Genomic DNA, 20,182 nt, shown 5'->3' on the forward strand with positions numbered 1-20,182 from the left:
TTGCTCCCTCCCACATTTGTTTTGCAGTGTGCTTTAGCGCAGGTTCAGGCTGAACCCCACCCGCGTCAGCCATTCCGCTTCCTGGGCGAAGTCCGCCTGGGTCAGCTGGTTTTCATCCAGCCAGCCCTTGGGGAAGATCACTTCCAGGCTGTCATCAGCAGCGCGCAGTTTTACCTGGGGCATTTCCTGGGTGCCACGAATGTGGTGGAACAGGATTGCAAAGCGCAACAGCGCGCACAGGCGAATCAGCTTGATGCCGTCTTTGCCGAATTCGGCAAATTTGTCCTTGGGAATATTGCGGCGATGGCCGCGCACCAGCAGCGCGAGCATCTGTTGGTCTTCGCGGGAGAACCCAGCCAGGTCCGAGTGCTCGATCAGGTAGGCGCCGTGCTTGTGGTAATGGTAGTGGGCGATGTCCAGGCCCACTTCATGCACCTTGGCGGCCCAGCCCAGCAGCTCGCGCCAGACGCCGTCTTCCAGGTCCCAATCGGCGGCCACCTGGTCGAAAGCGTGCAAGGCTTTACGCTCCACGCGGGCGGCTTGTTCCAGATCGACGTGGTAGCGCTCCATCAGCGAGCTGAGGGTGCGCTCGCGCACGTCTTCGTGGTGATGACGGCCCAGCAGGTCATAGAGCACGCCTTCGCGCAGGGCGCCGTCACAGTGGTCCATGCGTTGCAGTTCGAGGGCGTCGAAGATGGCTTCGAGAATCGCCAGGCCCGCAGGGAAAATGGCGCGTCGATCAGGTTTGATGCCGTCGAAGTCGATTTTCTCCGCATCCCCCAGCTTGAACAGCTTGCGCTTGAGCCACGCCAGACCTTCGGCATTCACCTCGCCAGTGCCATGGCCGCCAGCCTTCAAGGCCAGGCCGATGGCGCGGATGGTGCCGGACGAGCCGATGGCTTCATCCCAGGTCAGGCGGTGCAGGGCATGTTCAATGCTCATGATCTCCAGCCGCGCCGCCGTGTAAGCCTGGGCATAGCGCGCCGGCGTGATCTTGCCGTCCTTGAAGTAACGTTGAGTGAAACTCACGCATCCCATCTGCAGGCTTTCACGCAGCAGTGGCTCGAAACGCTGGCCGATGATGAACTCGGTACTGCCGCCACCAATGTCCGCCACCAGGCGTTTGCCGGGCGTGTCGGCCAGTGTGTGGGACACACCGAGGTAGATCAGGCGCGCCTCTTCACGGCCAGAGATAACTTCCACCGGGTGCCCGAGGATTTCCTCGGCACGATGGATAAACTCATTGCGGTTTCGGGCTTCGCGCAACGCGTTGGTGCCGACGATGCGTACGGCGCCAGGCGGCATGCCATTGATCAATTGCGCAAATCGCTTGAGGCAGTCGAGCCCGCGCTGCATGGATTCTTCATTGAGCTTGCGCTCGTCGTCGATCCCGGCGGCCAGTTGCACTTTTTCGCCGAGCCGCTCAAGGATGCGGATCTCACCGTTCTGGGCCTTGGCCACGACCATGTGAAAGCTGTTGGAGCCCAGGTCGATGGCGGCGATCAAGGACAGATTCTTGGCTTGGGATTGCGGCATGGTTTGGGGATCTCGGTCGATAACCTTGCCATCGTGCCACGATCGACCGCTGGAGCCAACGCGTTGTGCTTCGGTAATTTTCCCGATGTGGTCTGTAGGAAAATTTTGGAAAGTTCAGGGCTGGTTCGCAAGTTTCCAGCAAACAAACTTTCCGACGATGTAAGACGTTTTAACCGGATGCAGTTGTAAGTATTTAGATAATTTCTCCTACAGTGAGTGGGACTAGATGTTGTTCTATATCTTGCTCAAGACTACAAGGTCGATAGGTTAAAGTGATTTTTATGCTGGCTGGAGCCTACAATAAATACCGTGCTGTCTGATTTTTTATCCGGGCATCTACGCGCCAGACTGTCACTCGGCAATTCTGCCGGGGTGTTATTTATTTATAGTTTTTGTATCAGGGACAATAAGCTGTTGGGCGACGGAGTCGCCAAAACCAAAATAAAGAGCGCCTGCTAACTTCAAGTGACAGGACGAACATGAAAAAAATAATTGGATTGACTTTCGGCATCGCATGTCTGGCTGCGACCCTGCAGGTTCAGGCAAACACGAGCGCCCAGTTAGTCGTCAGGGGGACGATCACGCCTGCGGCGTGCAACCTCAGCCTGGCGGGCAGTGGCATCATCGACTACGGCACTATTCGCTCCGGCGAATTGTCTCGCACGGCATTCAACCCCCGTGAAGAGAGGACCACGTCTCTGGTTATCAACTGCGGCACTACGCCTGCCAGGTTCGGGCTCACCTTTACCGATCTGCAAGCGGGGAGCAAGGTGGCAGGCATCTTGGGGGCGGGCTTTTCCGAAGCGCAGAATTTCGGTCTGGGGATGGCAGCGTCCCGGCGCACTGGTGGCTATTCGGTCACCCTCAGGGACCTCCGCTCTACCGGAACAACGTTGTTTCCGATCATGCGCACCGGGCTCGGTGCCTGGCAGAACAGCGACGGCAGGGTTGCCCAATCGCCCAGCCAGTACTCCTGGCGTAATAGCGTGACCGTCACCCCTGCCGCTATTAGCCAGCTGACCGCCACGGTGGCGGTGAAAGCAGTGATCAACAAGGCCCAGGACTTGGACCTGAGCCGCGACATCTCCATAGATGGGCGCGCCACGCTTGTATTGAGTTACATCTAAACAACCGAAAGCAGCCGATCAAGAAAGCCAACCCTTTCTTGTTGGCTGTTTTTCTTTGGGCGTTGGATGGCCAAACGTCAACTTCATAAGTTGTGGGGAATATTGAGTGCGTGTTTTTTTAATAAGTCTTACGTGGCTATGGAGTGTGTTTTTCAGTGTGGTTGCTACGGCGGACGGGATGTTGCCGGAAACAACTGTGGTCGTGCTTTACGAAGAAGTTGGCGAAGCCTCGATCAATATCAAGAACACCGATGCAGGGCCGGCGTTGCTTCATTCTGTTATTGAAAACGTGCCTGAAGATCTGGAGCCGCTACTGATTGTCACGCCTCCCATTACCCGTGTGGAAGCGGGGGATACGCAACTGGTGCGTTTCATCAGCACGTTGAAGCAGCCGCTCAAGACCCAACGGCTCAAGCGCGTATCTTTTGAGGGCATTCCCCAGGCGCGTGCCGCGGACGGTGCGACCATCGGTATCACTCTTCGGCAGAATCTGCCGTTGATCCTGCATCCCAAAGACTTGCCACGCCACCAAACGCCGTGGGAGCTGCTGAGGTGGGAACGGGTCGCAGAGCGACTCACCGTCCACAACGACAGCGCTTACGTCGTACGCCTGGCGCCGCATGTGCAGCTGCTTCCACAAGGCGTTCAAGCCACACTGCCGCGCACCTATGTCTTGCCGGGTGAGGCATTGGCGTTGAAGGTTGACGGTGCTTTGAGCGATGTGGCGCAGGTTGAGATTCAACCCGCCACGGTCTATGGATTTTCGGTAGATAGCTACCGTGCACCGGTCAACACAGATGCGCGTTGATCGGTTCATGATCGTTTCTTCGGCGCGCGGTATTGCTGGCCCGTTCCGGCCCTGCAAATCCAGATTGTTCATTGGGCTCACGGCGCTATGGGGTTTGCCTGGCATGACGGCTGCGCTGGAGCTTGGTGAGGGATTTGACCTGGCTGCGCTGACGACCCACGGCATAGACCCCCAGGTCTCTGATTACTTTCGCAGTGCGGCGCGCTTTCGTGAAGGTATTCAAGTGGTGGGATTGCGCGTCAATGGCAACCCCCTTGGGCTGGTTGATGCTCGGTTCGATTCGCAGGGAGGGCTGTGTTTCACTCCCGGATTGCTGGAGAAGGCGGGGTTGGTAAAGCCTCGGGAGATCATTCGAGAAGGCGCCACGCCCGATCAGGCGTGTCATGACTTCCTCGGTGCGTTCCCGGCGACCATGGTGCGCTTGCGCCCCGGTACTGACGAAGTGGCGCTGGTGGTGCCGACCCAGGCTTTGCGTGAACCCGAATGGGAGAGCGGGCGTTCTTCCCGGGGCGGCGCGGCCGCGTTGTTCAACTATGACGTACTGGGTTATGACAGCCACTCGCGTAGCGGCCCGACCCGGTTCGTGTCGGCCTATACCGAAGCGGGCTTCAACCTGGATGACTGGATTGTTCGCAGTCGCCAGTTCTATGTGTCCGACAACGGCCATACCCGTACCGAGCACCTGCATGCCTATGCCCAACGGGATATCGCCGCGTTGCAGTCGACCTTCCAGGTGGGCCAGCTCTCCAGTAATAACCCGCTGTTTGGCGGGATCCAGCTGTCCGGCTTGCAGTTCTCCCCTGATGGGCAGTCCAGGGCCCCGGCGGGCGGCAATAATGCGGTGGTCGAAGGCTTGGCCCAAAGCCAGTCGCGAGTTGAAGTGCGCCAGTCCGGGGTGTTGATCCACAGTACATTGGTGCCCGAAGGGCCGTTTCGGTTGACGGGGGTACCGCTGCTCAATGGCACCAGTGACCTTGATGTCAGTGTGATTGACGTGCGTGGCGCCAGGCGCAGTTTTGTCGTGCCGGCGGCTTCGTTGGCGGGTGCTGCCCCATCGGCGCCGGGCTATTACTTTTCGATTGGCCAGCTGCGCAAAACTGCAGGTGAAGAGGGGCCATCACCGGTGGTCGCCATGGGCAGTGGCACCTGGGGGCTGGGGCGCGATGCGTCTGCGGGTTTTGGCTTGTTGAGTACCGATGACTATTGGGCCGCAGGTGGCACTCTGAGCAGTGTATTTTTCCAGCGGGTCTCTGTGAGCGCACGACATAACCTGTCCCGAGACAGCCACAACGCGGTGTCCGGGTCACGCAGCAGCGTCTCCGTGAGTAGCCCACTGGTTGCCGATCTAGATGTCAACTTAAGTGCAACCACCCAGACGCGCGGTTATCGCGAGGTCACTGAGGCAGGTCGGTCGCTCAGGGGCGATGAGCTGAACTCGCACTTCAAGAACCAATACACCGCGGGCATGAGCTGGGCCGACCCCACACTGGGCATATTTTCGCTGAACTACACTCGCAGTGCTCAATTTGGCGGGCAGACGAGCGAGCACGTATTCGCCTCCTGGAATAAGTCGTTCGGTCGCGTCGATGTCGCATTTATCGCGGACTCGCAAGTGGGCGGTACGCGGGCCCGCCGAGACGCCCCACTGGATGGCAGCCGGCGTGACAGTGCCTTGGATCACGACTTGTCCTTGCGGTTGCAGGTCAGCGTGCCGCTGGGCGGGGATCGGCGTGTGAGCAGCTTCACGAGCCGCCGTGGGGACCACTTCACTGCGGGTACCGCGCTCAGCGAAAGGGTCAACGAGTATGTGAATTACGAAGTCGGCATCGAGCGTGACATGCGGGCCCGGGAGCAGTCAGTGCGCGGGCGGGTGGACCTGTTGCCGCACTATACCCAAGTGGGCCTGGGCGTCAGCCGCGATTCCCTGGGCACCAGCTATACCGGGCAGTTGCGGGGCGGTGCAGTGGCGCATGAAGGCGGGGTGACCTTGTCGCCTTATAGCGTGCAAGACACGTTCGGCATCGTCTCGGTCGGCGATATCGGCTCCGCAAAAATCCAGACGCCGCAAGGCCCTGTCTGGACCGACTTCAAAGGCCAAGCGGTGATCGCGGGCTTGCCGGCCTACACCAACAGCCGAGTCGAAGTGCAGACTCAATCCTTGCCCAAACGAGTGGACCTGAAAAACGGCACCCAAGTGCTTACGGCGGGCCGAGGTTCGTTCAATACCGTGGATTTTGACGTAGTGAAAGTACGCCGAATGCTGGTGACTGCGAGCGATCAGCACGGCCGACCGTTACCTCAGGGCGCCTCGGTATTGGGCAAGGGCAACCGCTTTCTCACCAGCGTAGTAGGCGAGGGCATGATTTTCCTCAACGACGTTACGGAGTCGCAAAGCTTGCGGGTTTCATTGCCGGACTCTTCCACTTGCCTACTGCACATTGACCCTGAGGCCAAGCCTGACAATGACAAATTTTATGAAGCCGCATCGGCGGTATGCCGAGGTGATTAAAAAGGCCCTGAGCCCGCCCTTGGCGCTGTTTTGCACACTGCTGGCGCCGCTTGATGCGATGGCTGAAAACTGCCACCTGTCGCTGGGCCAGCCGCGTATCGACTATGGCCAGATACGCAGGGATGGCCTGGTTGAAACCACTACCGTGGTACTGGCAACCCGCTCGTTGAGTGTCAATGTACTCTGCGCCGAGCCTGCGGCCATGGCGTTGCGTTTTGTTGGCGCGGCAGCCGATGGGCAGGGATTTCGGTTCGGTCGCGAGGGGCATTTGCGGCTGAGTATCAAGCATGCCCAGGTAGATGGGCGTACCGTCGGGTGGTCGGCCGCCCACGTGCCAGGTGAGGCGGACGGAGGCCAGTTGTTGCCCGGCCAGGTTTTGGTGGCTCGAGCAGCAGGGATGCCGGTGGTAGGGCGGCGACTCACCGCCCAGGTCGATATCGATACCCAATTGCCCTTCGATGCCTTGTCGGTGCGCAGGGAGACGCACCTGGAGGCACGGGGCATTTTTGAACTGGTCAGCCCGGCTGTTCAACCGAGCCAATGAAGTTGGCGAGCTCTACGGTACCAGGGTTGGCAAACAACACCTTCGGGTCGCCGGTTTCATGCACTTTGCCTTGGTGCATGAACACCACTTTGTCGCCAACTTCCCGGGCAAAGCGCATTTCATGGGTGACCATGATCAGCGTCATGCCGTCCTGGGCCAGTTGACGCACCACGCTGAGCACCTCATTGACCAACTCCGGGTCCAGGGCCGAGGTAATCTCATCGCACAACAGCACCTTGGGTGACATGGCCAGCGCGCGGGCAATGGCGACCCGTTGCTGCTGACCACCGGACAGCCGATCGGGGAAGGCGTCGAACTTCTCGCCCAGCCCAACGCGTTCGAGCATTTGCCTGGCCAACTGTACCGCTTTGGCCTTGGGCACTTTTTGCACCACTTGCGGTGCCAGCATCACGTTTTCGCCGACGCTCAGGTGCGGGAACAGGTTGAACTGCTGGAACACCATGCCGACTTTCTGCCTCAGGCTGCGCAGGTCGGCGCGGGCGGCATCAAGGTATTCGCCATCGACTTCGATCACACCGTCATTGATCGACTCCAGGCCATTGAGGGTACGCAGCAAGGTGGACTTGCCCGAGCCGCTGCGGCCGATGATCGCCACAACCTGGCCTTCTTCCACCGTCAGGTCGATGCCCTTGAGGACGTGATGATCGCCGTAATACTTATGCAGGGCGGAAATTCTAAGCAGAGGCATGCAGTCTCCTTTCCAGGTAGCGCGCACTGAGGGACAAGGGGTAGCAGAGCAGGAAATAACCGAGGGCCACCAAGCCGTAGACCATAAACGGCTCGAAGGTGGCGTTGGCGAGCATGCCGCCGGTCTTGGTCAGTTCGGTGAAGCCGATGATCGAGGTCACGGCGGTGCCTTTGACCACCTGCACCGAGAAACCCACCGTTGGCGCGACGGCAATGCGCAGCGCTTGGGGCAGGATCACAAAACGCAGTTGCTCAAAAGGGTTCAGGGCCAGACTGGCCGAGGCTTCCCATTGGCCATGGGCGATGGAGTCCACGCAACCGCGCCAGATTTCGGCCAGGTAAGCGCTGGTGAACAGGGTCAATGCGATTGCAGCTGCCAGCCAGGGCGATATGTCCACGCCAAGCAGGGCAACGCCGAAAAACACCAGGAACAACTGCATCAGCAAGGGCGTGCCCTGGAACAGTTCGATATAGGTGCGGGCAATATTGCGTGGGAAAGCTTTGCGGCTGATGCGCATCGTCATCACCAGCAGGCCGATCAGGCCACCGCCCACAAATGCTACCAGTGACAGCAGCAGGGTCCACTGCAGGCCAGTGAGCAGGTTGCGCACGATGTCCCAGAGGGTGAACTCACTCATCGACTGTTCCTCATCACAAACCGCCGGCCGATCCAGTTGAGCAGTTGGCGAATCATCAGCGCCATGCACAGGTACACCAGGGTGGTCAGGGCATAGGTTTCAAAGGCGCGGAAATTACGCGACTGGATAAAGTTGGCGGCAAAGCTCAATTCTTCGGTGGCGATCTGCGAACACACCGCCGAACCGAGCATCACAATGATGATCTGGCTGCTCAGGGCCGGCCACACCTTGCCCAGCGCCGGTAGCAGTACCACGTGACGGAACGCTTCGAAGCGCGTCATCGCCAGCGCGGCGGCGGCTTCCAATTGCCCGCGCGGGATGGCCTGGATCCCGGCGCGGATGATCTCGGTGGAGTACGCCCCCAGGTTGATCACCATTGCCAGCACAGCGGCTTGCCACTCGGTGATTTTCAACCCCAGGGACGGCAGGCCGAAGAAAATAAAGAACAACTGCACCAGAAACGGCGTGTTGCGGATCAATTCGACATACACACCAAAGATCCATGCAAACGGCTGGATCTTCCAGGCCCGCACCACTGCACCGACGGTGCCCAGTGCAACCCCAAGGAGGGCGCCGATGGCCGTCAGTTCAAGGGTAAACAACGCGCCGCGCAGCAGCAGGTCGGTATTGGCCAGCACCGGCACAAAGTCGAATTGATAGGCCATCGTTCAACTCCGCTTCAGAGGTCAGCAGGCAGCGGTTCTTTGAGCCACTGCAGCGCGTTTTTTTCCAGGCTGCCGTCCGCCTTGGCCGCAACCAGGATCTGGTTGACCTTCTCCAGCAGCGCCGGCTCGTTCTTGTTCACGCCTACGTACACCGGCGAATCCTTGAGCTTGACCTTCAGCGCGGGGACGCGTTTGGGGTTGCGCTCGCTGATTGCGACCATGACCACGTTGCCGCTGGCGATCAGGTCGACCTGGCCGGCCAGGTAAGCGGCGATGGTTGAGTTGTTGTCCTCAAAGCGCTTGATCGTGGCTTCCTTGGGCGCCACGGCGGTCAGTTCGATATCTTCGATGGCGCCGCGGGTTACGCTGATGGTCTTGCCCTTGAGGTCGTCGATCGTGCTGATTGCCGCCTCGGGTGGGCCGAACACCGCGAGGTAGAACGGCGCGTAAGCCTTGGAGAAATCAATGACCTTTTCGCGTTCGGGGTTTTTGCCCAGGCTGGAGATCACAAGGTCCACCTTGCCGGTGGTAAGGAACGGAATGCGGTTGGTGCTGTTGACCGGGGTCAGTTCCAGCTTGACCTTGAGCTGGTCGGCCAGCAGCTTGGCGGTGTCGATGTCCAGGCCACGTGGCTGCATGTTGGGGCCGACCGAACCAAACGGCGGGAAGTCCTGGGGCACGGCGACCTTGAGGGTGCCACGGGCGACGATATCGTCCAGACCATTAGCCTGGGCAGGTGCCTGGCTCAGCATCAGGCTGGCAAACAGGGCAGTGAGCAGGGCGCTGTAGCGCTTGGTCATGGCAACTCTCCGAAAAAGGCGAAGGAATTTTCTGAGTTTGCTCAGTGCACAGCCCATGCCAGCTCTCTCGGAATGGTCTGTAAGGCACGGATTCGTTGAAGTGTCATGGTCTTACTGGTCTGAACAGTTGCGAGATTTTTCGCACCCTTTTCGAGCGCCGTAAAAAACGCACGGGCCCCTTTGGGGCGTGGCTTGCCGACAGACTTCAATAGCTTTACAACTAGCTCTTCAGCTGACGGGAACCTTGAGTTTTTTATGAATTCCATTGCCCAAGCCGTACCGGAAGCGGCCTTGCAAGCCATCCGCAAACTGATCAAGGAGCAGGGCTTTGGGCCGGGCGAGGCATTGCCTTCGCAACGCGATTTGGCGATGCGGTTGGGCGTGAGCCGGGCGTCGTTGCGCGAGGCCTTATCGTCCTTGAGCGCATTGGGTGTGGTCAGTGTACAGCCGGGCAAGGGCGTGTTCGTGCTGGCGCCGGACCCGCCATCCGAGCTCGCCTGGCCGTTTGCGGCGCAGGCCACACCGCTGGACATCTTCCAGCTGCGTTACGCGCTTGAAGGGTTCGCTGCGGGTTTGGCGGCAGTCACATTGACCACGAACGAGCTCGACAGCCTGGAAGACAATGTCGAGGCGATGCGCAAGGTCCTCAAAGCGGGTGACTTCGAAGCCGCCGCCCGGCTGGACTTTGAATTTCACCAGCGCATCCTGTTGGCCAGCGGCAACCAGGCCATGGTGAGTATTCTCAGTGCCAGCGCCGAGGTGTTTCTGGAGAGCCAGAAACTACCGTTCATCCGGCCGGAGCGAGCCATGGAGACCTGGCAGGAGCATCGCAAAATCCTGCGCGCCTTGGCCCGGCGCAGCAGTGCGGCAGCGCAGAAAACCATGCAGGAACACGTTCGCAATGCGGCGTTGCGAACAGGCATCGTGTTTGTGACTGCCGTGACGCCATGAGTTGGCTATATCCCCACTCATGCAACGCCATAGCAAGACTCAATCAGAGGCGGCTTCCTGAACGAGGGAAGGGCAGCTATGATGGGCAACGTTTTTTTTGCTTACAATCCGGAGACATCCATGAGCAACGATCTTATCAAGCACGTCACCGACGCGACCTTTGAGGCCGAAGTACTCAAGGCTGCTGGCCCGGTGCTGGTTGACTACTGGGCTGAATGGTGCGGCCCTTGCAAAATGATCGCTCCGGTTCTGGACGACATTGCAACTACCTACGAAGGCAAACTGACCATTGCCAAACTGAACATCGACGAAAACCAGGAAACCCCGGCCAAGCACGGCGTGCGTGGTATTCCGACCCTGATGCTGTTCAAGAACGGCAACGTCGAGGCCACCAAGGTTGGCGCGCTGTCCAAGTCGCAACTGGCTGCATTCCTCGACGCGAACATCTAAGCGTCGTCAAAAAAGCCCCGAAAATCTCGGGGCTTTTTCGTAAAGCAGGGCTAGACGCTCCGAAACTCAGGTGGTACATTCGGCCCCGCACTGGTTTCTCCACTGCCCCCTGCAAGCCGTCGCCGACGCATTCCTTTTCGATTAGTACGCGATCCTGTCGCCTTCTCTGCGGCGCGGCCTCATTAAGCCAAAAGCTTAATTTCCCCCCTCCATAAATGATTACGTCATTCCTATATGAATCTGACTGAACTCAAGCAAAAGCCGATTACCGACCTGCTCCAACTGGCCGAAGAAATGGGCATAGAAAATATGGCCCGTTCGCGCAAGCAGGACGTGATTTTCTCCCTGCTCAAGAAGCACGCGAAAAGCGGCGAGGAAATCTCCGGTGATGGCGTGCTGGAGATTCTCCAGGACGGCTTCGGCTTCCTCCGCTCCGCAGACGCTTCCTATCTCGCCGGCCCAGACGATATCTATGTCTCGCCGAGCCAGATCCGTCGCTTCAACTTGCGCACCGGTGACACCATCGTTGGCAAGATCCGTCCTCCGAAGGAGGGCGAGCGGTATTTCGCCCTGCTCAAGGTCGACACGATCAACTTCGATCGCCCCGAGAACGCGAAAAACAAGATTCTCTTCGAGAACCTGACCCCGCTGTTCCCGACCGTGCGCATGAAGATGGAAGCCGGTAACGGTTCCACCGAAGACTTGACCGGTCGTGTGATCGACCTGTGCGCCCCGATCGGCAAAGGCCAGCGTGGCCTGATCGTCGCACCGCCGAAAGCCGGTAAAACGATCATGCTGCAGAACATTGCAGCGAACATCGCCCGTAACAATCCTGAAGTTCACCTGATCGTACTGTTGATCGATGAGCGTCCGGAAGAAGTGACCGAGATGCAGCGCACCGTGCGCGGCGAAGTGGTTGCCTCGACGTTCGATGAGCCGCCAACCCGCCACGTGCAGGTAGCCGAAATGGTGATCGAAAAGGCCAAGCGCCTGGTCGAACACAAGAAGGACGTGGTGATCCTGCTCGACTCCATCACCCGTCTGGCCCGTGCCTACAACACTGTGATCCCGAGCTCCGGCAAGGTATTGACCGGTGGTGTCGATGCCCACGCCCTGGAGAAACCGAAACGTTTCTTCGGCGCCGCGCGCAACATCGAAGAAGGCGGCTCGCTGACCATTATCGCCACCGCGCTGGTTGAAACCGGCTCGAAGATGGACGAAGTGATCTACGAAGAGTTCAAGGGTACCGGCAACATGGAGCTGCCCCTGGACCGTCGCATTGCTGAAAAGCGTGTGTTCCCGGCGATCAACATCAACCGCTCCGGCACTCGCCGCGAAGAGTTGCTGACCGCTGACGACGAGCTGCAGCGTATGTGGATCCTGCGCAAGCTGCTGCATCCGATGGACGAAGTGGCTGCCATCGAGTTTCTGATCGACAAGCTGAAAACCACCAAGACCAACGACGAGTTCTTCCTGTCGATGAAACGCAAGTAATACAGCGTTTCAGGTCCAAAAAAATGGCGCCCTTAATGGGGCGCCATTTTTTTTGCGTCGAGATTCTGCGATTTTTGTGGCATAAGTATCCGTTAAGTAACAAAAATTGACGCGTGACTTCGCTCATCCCTTTCGTCGCAGACTGACCACATTCTTATGACCACCCTTGCTTACCGCAGAGACATCGATGGCCTGCGTGCCATCGCTGTCCTTGCAGTCGTGTTGTTCCACTTTGGTGTCCCTGGCATTACTGGCGGTTTTGTTGGCGTTGACGTCTTCTTCGTCATCTCGGGCTTTCTAATCACGTCAATTATCTGGCGAGAGCGTCAAGCTGGACGCTTCAGTTTCATCGACTTCTGGGCTCGCCGTGCCCGACGTATCTTGCCCGCGCTGTTTGTGATGATCGCCGCGACACTGGCAGTGGGTTGGTTTCTGTTGGCGCCCAAGGACTATGAAGAGTTGGGGCGGTCTGCGCATTATCAGGTGACCTTTACCTCGAACCTGTTGTTCTCGCGCCAGCACGGCTATTTCGATGCCTCATCGGACATCAAGCCCTTGCTGCATACCTGGTCATTGGCGGTAGAAGAGCAGTTCTATATTTTCTTCCCATTGCTGCTGACCTTGCTTTCCAGCCGTTTGAAGCACTGGCGCCTGGCATTGTTCGCGGTGCTGCTGGCGTCGTTTGGCATGAGCGTCTGGGCGGTTCAGCATGAGCCACAGAAAGCTTTCTTCCTGTTGCATCTGCGGGCCTGGGAGCTACTGGCCGGTGCGATGCTGGCGGTGCAGCCCAAGCGTGAATGGCGCGCCTCGCCGGCCTTGGCGCAAGGAATCAGCCTGGCTTCCCTGGCATTGATCCTCATCGCTGTATTGGGTTACGACGCGAAAACGCCGTTCCCAGGCGCGACTGCGTTGTTGCCTGTGCTGGGTGTGGTCGGGTTGATCTGGGCCAACGGCCAGCAACAGACTTGGGTCGCTCGCCTGTTGGGCACGCGGATCATGGTGGGTATCGGGCTGATCTCTTATTCCTGGTACCTCTGGCACTGGCCGGTATTCGTGTACGCCAACTACGCCGCGGTGGATGGCTTGAGCGCGCTGGAACTGGCGGGGCTGATGCTGCTTTCGCTGGTGCTGGGCTATCTGTCCTGGCGCTTCGTGGAAACGCCGTTCCGGGAAAAACGTTTGCTGGCTTCGCGTAAGGCGATTCTGGCGTCAGCCATGGTCGGCATTCTGGGGCTGGGCTTCACTGGCCTTGCGATACGCGAAGCTGACGGCGTGCCTTCGCGCTTGTCCGAGCAGGCGTTGCGCTTTGCCCAAGCCAAGAAGTGGAGCCCGGACCTGCTGGCGTGCATGGCCGACAAAGATACGCCCGATGAACGCTTGTTCTGCCATTTCGGCCCCAAAGACCAATCGGTTTCAGCGTTGGTATGGGGTGACAGTCACGCTACCGCGCTGATACCGGCACTCAAAGAGGGCGCTGATCGTCACGATATCAGCCTGGTCGAAGCCAGTTTTGCCGGCTGTATTCCCCTCGATGGCCTGGAGAATATTGCCCGCTGCGCGCATTTCAACCGTCGCGTCGAGAAGGCCATGGCTGAGCAGACATTCAGCGATGTGGTGTTGGCCGCCCGCTGGAGCCTGTATGTGTATGGGCAAATGTCGGGTGACAAGGAGCATGCGCTCAAAGACCCCGGCACTGGCCAGTATGTGCGTGCCGTCGCCGAGCAACGCTTCGCCCAAGGCTTGCGTGAACGCATCCAGGGTTTGCGTGCTGCCGGCCATAAGGTCTGGCTGGTCAAGGAAGTGCCGCTGCAGGAAATCATCGTGCCTTACCGTCTCAGCCGGTTGGCGATGATGAACCGGCCCGTGAGTGGTGAAGGGCTGGCCGTGGCCGAGCATGTGAAGCGCCAGGCGTTCATCACGCAATTGTTTGACGAACTGGCGGCTGCCGACAGTGGTGTCGCGGTGCTGGACCCTGCGCCCCTGCTGTGCGGCGCCGATGGTTTGTGCCGGGTCGAACTCAATGGTCGCGCGCTGTATACCGACGATAACCATCTGTCAGACGTGGGGGCGCGACACATTGAAGCCTTCCTTGAGCCATTGTTCAGTTCGTTGCAATCACGCAGCTTGACGGCCAATTAAGCTGCCAGCCGCCCTCAGAGCAGGTAGGATGTACGCCTATTTTACGGGTGGCATGGTTAATGAAATTCAAGGATCTTCGGGATTTCGTGCAGCAACTTGAGCAGCGCGGAGAGTTGAAACGTATCCAGATGCCGATTTCTCCGGTACTGGAAATGACTGAGATTTGCGACCGCACCTTGCGCAACAAGGGCCCGGCGCTGCTGTTCGAAAACCCGACCGGCTTTGATATCCCGGTGCTGGGCAACCTGTTCGGTACGCCCGAGCGCGTAGCCTTCGGCATGGGTGCCGAGTCGGTCAGCGAGCTGCGCGAGATCGGCAAGTTGCTGGCGTTTCTCAAGGAGCCCGAGCCGCCCAAGGGCTTGAAGGACGCCTGGTCGAAGCTGCCGATCTTCCGCAAGATCATTGCCATGGCGCCCAAGGTGGTCAAGGACGCGGTGTGCCAGGAAGTGGTCATCGAAGGCGATGATGTCGATTTGGCCATGCTCCCGGTCCAGACGTGCTGGCCGGGCGATGTCGGCCCGCTGATCACGTGGGGCCTGACTGTCACCAAAGGCCCGAACAAGGATCGCCAGAACCTCGGCATCTACCGTCAGCAAGTCATTGGCCGCAACAAGGTGATCATGCGTTGGCTGAGCCACCGTGGCGGCGCACTCGACTTCAGAGAGTGGTGTGAAAAACACCCGGGCAAGCCGTTCCCGGTGTCCGTGGCCCTGGGGGCCGACCCGGCGACCATTCTCGGCGCCGTGACACCTGTGCCCGATAGCTTGTCCGAATACGCCTTCGCCGGCCTGTTGCGCGGTAATCGCACCGAATTGGTCAAGTGCCGCGGTAACGACTTGCAGGTGCCGGCTACCGCCGAAATTATCCTCGAGGGCGTGATTCACCCGGGTGAGATGGCCGATGAAGGCCCTTACGGCGACCACACCGGCTATTACAACGAAGTCGACAGCTTCCCGGTGTTCACCGTCGAGCGCATCACCCATCGGGTCAAACCGATCTACCACAGTACCTACACGGGGCGTCCACCCGATGAGCCGGCGATTCTCGGAGTGGCGCTCAACGAAGTGTTCGTACCGATCCTGCAGAAGCAATTTCCGGAAATCACCGACTTCTACCTGCCGCCCGAGGGCTGTTCGTACCGCATGGCCATCGTGACCATGAAGAAGTCGTATCCGGGCCATGCCAAGCGCGTCATGTTGGGTGTGTGGTCGTTTTTGCGACAGTTCATGTACACCAAGTTCGTTATCGTGACCGACGACGACATCAATGCGCGGGACTGGAACGATGTGATCTGGGCCATCACCACGCGCATGGACCCCAAGCGCGATACCGTGATGATCGATAACACGCCGATCGACTACCTCGACTTTGCCTCGCCGGTATCGGGCCTGGGTTCGAAAATGGGCCTGGATGCCACCCACAAGTGGCCGGGTGAGACCACTCGCGAGTGGGGCCGGGTGATCGTCAAGGATGAAGCCGTCACCGCGCGTGTCGATGCGATCTGGAAAGAATTGGGAATAGATTGATGCGTGTAACCCTGCAACCTTCCGGCGCTGTACTGGAGCTGGTCCCTGGCGAACGAATCCTCGAAGGTGCACGCCGCCTGGGGTACGAATGCCCCCAGGCCTGCCGCAATGGCGTGTGCCATGTGTGTGCGGCGTTGCTGGTGGAGGGCCGGGTAAGCCAAGCTGGTGAAGTGCGCGACCATGGCGAGTTCTATACCTGCATCGCCGAGCCGCTGGAAGACTGCATTGTGTTGTGGGATGGCGTACTCGCGCCAGGAGAGTTGCCGTTGCGCAAATTGTCATGCCAATTGATCGAGTGCGTGGAAGTCGGCGGCGATGTCTGGCGTGTGCGCCTGCGCGCCCCGGCCGGTAAAGCGGTGCGTTACCACGCCGGGCAATACTTGATGCTCGAACGGGAGAACGGCGAGAAGTCGGCGTTTTCCCTGGCTTCTGCACCCCATGCCGGGCGTGAGTTGGAGCTGCATGTGCTGGTGCGCGAGGACAGTGCGCGCAACCTTATCAAACAATTGCAGCGCAACCAGATGGCCCGTGTGGAACTGCCGTTCGGTGACACCCACCTGGCCGAGTTGCCGGACGGACCGCTGGTGCTGATGGCCGCCGGTACCGGTATGGCGCAGATGCACAGTCTGATCGAGCACTGCCGCGCTTCGGGCTTCAAGCACCCGGTGCACCTGTACTGGGGCGTACGGCGCCCGGAAGATTTCTACCAGATCGAGCACTGGGATCAGTGGCTGCAACTGCCCAATCTGTTCCTGCACAAAGTGGTCAGCGACCTCTGTGGCTGGGAAGGGCGCTGCGGTTTGCTGCACGAGGTGGTGTGCGAGGACATTGCCGATCTCAATAGCGTGCATGTCTACGCCAGTGGTTCGCCAGCAATGATCTACGGCACCCTGGATGCATTGGTCGACGCCGGTATGGATGCGCACCGTATGCGCGCTGACGTGTTTGCCTACGCCCCACGGCCCTGAAGTGTTGCGCTGAATAATGTGGGAGCTGGCTTGCCTGCGATAGCGGTGGGTCAGTGTCTCATTTGCCGACTGGCGCACCGCTATCGCAGGCAAGCCAGCTCCCACAGGGGACAGTGTCGTGTCAGAAGCGTAAGCCAGTCGTCACCATCGCTGCATTGAACCCCAGCAATACCAGCTCTGCCGCGACCGGCCCGTAATGGGTACCCACGGACGGAATGATCACTGGCGCTACGCCAAAACGATTCAACGGGATCTTGTCGCGATACTCGCCGCGATAGCCCTGGATCAACCCACCGGTCAACTTCGCATACACCGGGTAGTCGGCCATGTCATAGCGCTTGCCCGCATAGGCGTAGTACGAGCGTTGGCGGAACGAGTTGCGAAAGGTCACCCCGCCATACACCAGGCCCGACGCCTCATTGCGCTCCAGGCCGATCAGGTCCTGTTTGTTGTTGTGTTGCGGGTCGGGTGCAAAGTGCCGGGTGTAGACGCTTGTCTGGGCGTACCAGAAGCCTTTGTCGTCAGTCGCCGTTGGCGTTTCGCTAGCCAGTGCAGTGGTGGCCTGGGCAAGCAATAACAGGCCAGGCAATCGGAATTTTTTCATGGCGACCTCGGTAGTCGATTTGATGAACGGCTAAGTGGGTCGTTACAGGCGCGCCAGTTTGACGGCTTGGCACGCGCCCAGGCTGAACCGGGGCTGAAATTACCGGGATTAGACGCGTGGATCCTGACGAATGGGCGAGCGTGCTTATGCTTTTGCTTATTCTTTTAAGGTATTTATTCTGGATGATGAATATCTTTAAGCTATATAGCAACGGACTACCGACTTCACCGACCATAACCAGATACTGACCGCCACCGCCCGCCAGCCGGATCGATCGTACGAACTTCGCGTATTGCAGTTCTATTTTTGATTCAAAGGGGAGCGGTATGGGGAGCTACAGAAAACACGCGCTATACACGGCGATTTTGTCGGCCAATTTGCTGACCGTTGTGGGATTCAATCCAGTTCTGGCAGACGAAACTTCTGCGGTTGATGCACCTAAACTCGACACTGTGATCGTCACCGGCACCCGCGCCCAAGAGCGCACCGCCAGTGCATCGCTGTCGCCAATCGACGTAATCTCCGGTGAAAACCTGCGCAGTACCGGCTCCGATGAGCTGGGTGCCGTATTGGCGCGGCTGATACCGTCGATCAACTTCCCCCGGCCAAGCCTGGTGGACGGGGCCGAACTGGTGCGTCCGGCGCAGTTGCGCGGTTTGTCGCCGGACCAGGTGTTGGTACTGGTCAACGGCAAGCGTCGACATACCAGTGCCTTCGTCAACCTGGGCGGTGCGGTTGGGCGCGGTTCGGCCCCGGCAGACTTGAATGCTATCCCGCTGTCGGCGGTGGACCATATCGAGGTGCTGCGCGACGGCGCTTCTGCCCGTTACGGCTCCGATGCGATCGCCGGGGTGATCAACGTGATCCTCAAGCACGCCGACCATGGCGGCTCGGTGTCCAGCAAGTTTGGCGAGTACAAAAAGGGTGACGGCATCCAGCGTAATGTCAGTGGTAATACGGGCCTGGCATTGGGCGACAATGGCTTTATCAACCTGTCTGCCGAAGGCGCCGACAACGATTACACCAACCGCGCCGGTAACGACTACCGCCCCGGCAGTATTGGCTCCACCACCTACGGCCAGCGTGTGTTCCGCCAAGGTGAGCCGGCCACCAATGAAGGCAAATTCCAGTTCAACTCGGAATATTCCTTCAGTGATGCAGCCGAGTTCTACACCTTCGGTGGCTACAGCAAGCGCCGCGGTGAGACGGCGGCCTTCTACCGTGCGAGCAACGCATCCAACAACATCAAGGCGCTAAACCCCAACGGCTACCTGCCACTGATCAAAGGCAACCTGGAAGACACCTCGCTGGTGGTGGGCCTGCGCGGCCTGCTGGCCTACGACTGGCATTACGACTTGTCGGCCAACTACGGCAAGAATCAGTACGAACTGGGCACCGAAACCATCAACACCTCCCTGGGCCTGGCAACGCCGCGCAAGTTCAACAACGGCACCCTGAGCAACGATCAAAAGCAAGTCAGCCTGGACCTGTCCCGTGAGTTCGATGTGGGCTTTCTTCCGTATCCGGTCTCCGTGGCGTTCGGCGGTGAATACCTGCATCAGGGCTATGAAATCGAGGCGGGCGAGCCAGCGTCCTATTACCAGACCGGCAGTTCCGGCCTGGGAGGCTTCCGTGATGCCGACGCCGGCACCAGCACACGCCATAATTGGGCGCAGTACCTGGACCTGGAAACCAACTTCACCGAAAAACTCAGCGCCTCGGCCGCCGTGCGCCATGAGGATTACAGTGACTTTGGCTCCAACGTCAGCGGCTCGCTGTCGGCCCGCTACGACTTCACCCCCCAGGTGGCCTTGCGCGGCAGCATCTCCAACGGTTTCCGTGCGCCGTCCCTGGCCCAGCAGAATTTTGCCTACACCTCATCGCAGTTGATCGGCAGCACCATCCAGGAAGCCGGCACCTTCCCGGCCAACAGCCAGGTGGCGCGGCTGCTCGGTGCCGAAGACCTCAAGGCGGAAAAGTCGCGCAACTACAGCCTCGGCCTGGTGCTGGAGCCGGCCGATGACCTGACCGTCACGCTCGATGTGTACCGCATCGACATCCGCGACCGCATCAGCCTGTCGTCTAACCTCAATCTCAACCCGGCCACGGTGGCTTACCTGCAAGCCAATGGCGTCGGCAATATCAACTACACCACGGCCCGGTACTTCACCAACGCCACGGACACCAGCACCGATGGGGTCGACCTGGTGGCCAATTATCGCTACCAGTTCGATAACGGCATTCGCTGGAACAGTACCGTGGGCTACAACTACAACCACACCAAAGTCACCGACGTGAAAGCCAACCCCGCGATTCTCGATAGTCTGGGGGCCAATCTGGTGAGGGTGGACCGTCGCGAGCGTATCGGTTTGCTGGGCGATACCACGCCCCAGCACAAGCTGAGCCTGGGCAACGACTTCACCTTCGGTAATTGGGCGCTGCACACTAACCTGGTGCGCTATGGTGAGTTCACCAGTTATCAGGCGGACAAGGTCAACGACCAGACCTTCAAAGCCGCCTGGGTGCTGGACCTGTCGGCGGATTACAAGCTCAAGAACTGGACCTTTACCCTGGGCGGCGACAACGTCACCGATAAGTACCCGGAGAAGGTTAACGCCTTCGCCAGCAGCGGCGGCAATCTCGCCTACAGCACTTTTTCGCCGTACGGTTACAGCGGCGCGTTCTATTACGGTAAAGTCGCTTACAACTGGTAAC

17 protein-coding genes are annotated in these 20,182 nt (G+C 59.2%); 11 read left to right on the top strand and 6 right to left on the bottom strand.

Going from position 1 to position 20,182, the window contains the following annotated elements; genetic code table 11:
• Positions 1-33: 33 nt before the first annotated feature.
• Positions 34-1,536, bottom strand: coding sequence for an exopolyphosphatase (gene ppx / locus E4O97_RS10865; RefSeq protein ID WP_005792416.1), 1,503 nt, complete (start codon positions 1,534-1,536; stop codon positions 34-36).
• Between the two features lie 479 nt (positions 1,537-2,015).
• Here ppx and E4O97_RS10870 point away from each other — a divergent pair, with 479 nt between their 5' ends.
• From E4O97_RS10870 to E4O97_RS10885, 4 genes are all read left to right on the top strand, one after another.
• Positions 2,016-2,663: a DUF1120 domain-containing protein gene (locus E4O97_RS10870; protein WP_078822608.1), complete on the top strand. Its 648-nt coding sequence runs from the start codon at positions 2,016-2,018 to the stop codon at positions 2,661-2,663.
• A 121-nt stretch (positions 2,664-2,784) separates the two neighbouring features.
• Positions 2,785-3,471, top strand: a complete 687-nt coding sequence (locus tag E4O97_RS10875; protein ID WP_256584575.1) for a fimbria/pilus chaperone family protein — start codon at positions 2,785-2,787, stop codon at positions 3,469-3,471.
• A gap of 103 nt (positions 3,472-3,574) precedes the next feature.
• Positions 3,575-5,980: a fimbria/pilus outer membrane usher protein gene (locus E4O97_RS10880; protein WP_248161359.1), complete on the top strand. Its 2,406-nt coding sequence runs from the start codon at positions 3,575-3,577 to the stop codon at positions 5,978-5,980.
• Entirely contained in the window at positions 5,946-6,524 is a 579-nt protein-coding gene (locus tag E4O97_RS10885; RefSeq protein ID WP_216090463.1) for a hypothetical protein, read from the top strand. The genes E4O97_RS10880 and E4O97_RS10885 overlap by 35 nt, the downstream gene beginning before the upstream one ends.
• Here E4O97_RS10885 and E4O97_RS10890 read toward each other — a convergent pair.
• From E4O97_RS10890 to E4O97_RS10905, 4 genes are read right to left on the bottom strand one after another with little or no spacing between them, the layout of a single operon-like run.
• Complete coding sequence (locus E4O97_RS10890; protein WP_032878805.1) at positions 6,496-7,233, bottom strand: amino acid ABC transporter ATP-binding protein; 738 nt, start codon at positions 7,231-7,233, stop codon at positions 6,496-6,498. The genes E4O97_RS10885 and E4O97_RS10890 overlap by 29 nt on opposite strands.
• On the bottom strand, positions 7,220-7,870 hold the full coding sequence (locus tag E4O97_RS10895; protein WP_032878807.1) for an amino acid ABC transporter permease: 651 nt from the start codon (positions 7,868-7,870) through the stop codon (positions 7,220-7,222). Before E4O97_RS10895 ends, E4O97_RS10890 begins: the two co-directional genes overlap by 14 nt.
• Positions 7,867-8,535, bottom strand: a complete 669-nt coding sequence (locus E4O97_RS10900) for an amino acid ABC transporter permease (RefSeq protein ID WP_005792409.1) — start codon at positions 8,533-8,535, stop codon at positions 7,867-7,869. The genes E4O97_RS10895 and E4O97_RS10900 overlap by 4 nt, the downstream gene beginning before the upstream one ends.
• A 14-nt stretch (positions 8,536-8,549) precedes the next feature.
• Positions 8,550-9,335: a transporter substrate-binding domain-containing protein gene (locus E4O97_RS10905; protein WP_103734179.1), complete on the bottom strand. Its 786-nt coding sequence runs from the start codon at positions 9,333-9,335 to the stop codon at positions 8,550-8,552.
• Positions 9,336-9,590: 255 nt separating this feature from the next.
• Here E4O97_RS10905 and E4O97_RS10910 point away from each other — a divergent pair, with 255 nt between their 5' ends.
• From E4O97_RS10910 to E4O97_RS10935, 6 genes are all read left to right on the top strand, one after another.
• Positions 9,591-10,286, top strand: coding sequence for an FCD domain-containing protein (locus tag E4O97_RS10910; RefSeq protein ID WP_032878811.1), 696 nt, complete (start codon positions 9,591-9,593; stop codon positions 10,284-10,286).
• A 120-nt stretch (positions 10,287-10,406) separates the two neighbouring features.
• On the top strand, positions 10,407-10,736 hold the full coding sequence (trxA, locus tag E4O97_RS10915) for a thioredoxin TrxA (RefSeq protein ID WP_032881181.1): 330 nt from the start codon (positions 10,407-10,409) through the stop codon (positions 10,734-10,736).
• A gap of 234 nt (positions 10,737-10,970) precedes the next feature.
• Positions 10,971-12,230: a transcription termination factor Rho gene (rho, locus tag E4O97_RS10920; protein WP_003176825.1), complete on the top strand. Its 1,260-nt coding sequence runs from the start codon at positions 10,971-10,973 to the stop codon at positions 12,228-12,230.
• A gap of 156 nt (positions 12,231-12,386) precedes the next feature.
• Positions 12,387-14,369 carry an acyltransferase family protein gene (locus tag E4O97_RS10925; RefSeq protein WP_032878812.1) on the top strand — a complete coding sequence of 661 codons (1,983 nt, stop codon included), beginning with the start codon at positions 12,387-12,389 and terminating at the stop codon, positions 14,367-14,369.
• A gap of 59 nt (positions 14,370-14,428) precedes the next feature.
• A complete protein-coding gene (gene ubiD, locus E4O97_RS10930; RefSeq protein WP_003195329.1) occupies positions 14,429-15,895 on the top strand; it encodes a 4-hydroxy-3-polyprenylbenzoate decarboxylase in 1,467 nt (488 codons plus the stop codon).
• The gene (locus E4O97_RS10935) at positions 15,895-16,863 is read left to right on the top strand and encodes a CDP-6-deoxy-delta-3,4-glucoseen reductase (RefSeq protein ID WP_078822604.1); all 969 of its coding nucleotides are present in this window, start codon (positions 15,895-15,897) and stop codon (positions 16,861-16,863) included. The genes ubiD and E4O97_RS10935 overlap by 1 nt, the downstream gene beginning before the upstream one ends.
• A 121-nt stretch (positions 16,864-16,984) precedes the next feature.
• On the opposite strand, the gene E4O97_RS10940 is transcribed toward E4O97_RS10935, so the two are convergent.
• On the bottom strand, positions 16,985-17,467 hold the full coding sequence (locus E4O97_RS10940; protein WP_005792403.1) for a hypothetical protein: 483 nt from the start codon (positions 17,465-17,467) through the stop codon (positions 16,985-16,987).
• A gap of 326 nt (positions 17,468-17,793) precedes the next feature.
• Here E4O97_RS10940 and E4O97_RS10945 point away from each other — a divergent pair, with 326 nt between their 5' ends.
• Positions 17,794-20,181 (top strand): TonB-dependent receptor, encoded by a 2,388-nt coding sequence (locus E4O97_RS10945; RefSeq protein WP_248161360.1) that lies wholly within the window; start codon positions 17,794-17,796, stop codon positions 20,179-20,181.
• Position 20,182: the final 1 nt, after the last annotated feature.

The organism is Pseudomonas sp. W15Feb34, from assembly GCF_023127765.1.
In the GTDB taxonomy this organism is placed as follows: Bacteria; Pseudomonadota; Gammaproteobacteria; order Pseudomonadales; family Pseudomonadaceae; genus Aquipseudomonas; species Aquipseudomonas synxantha_A.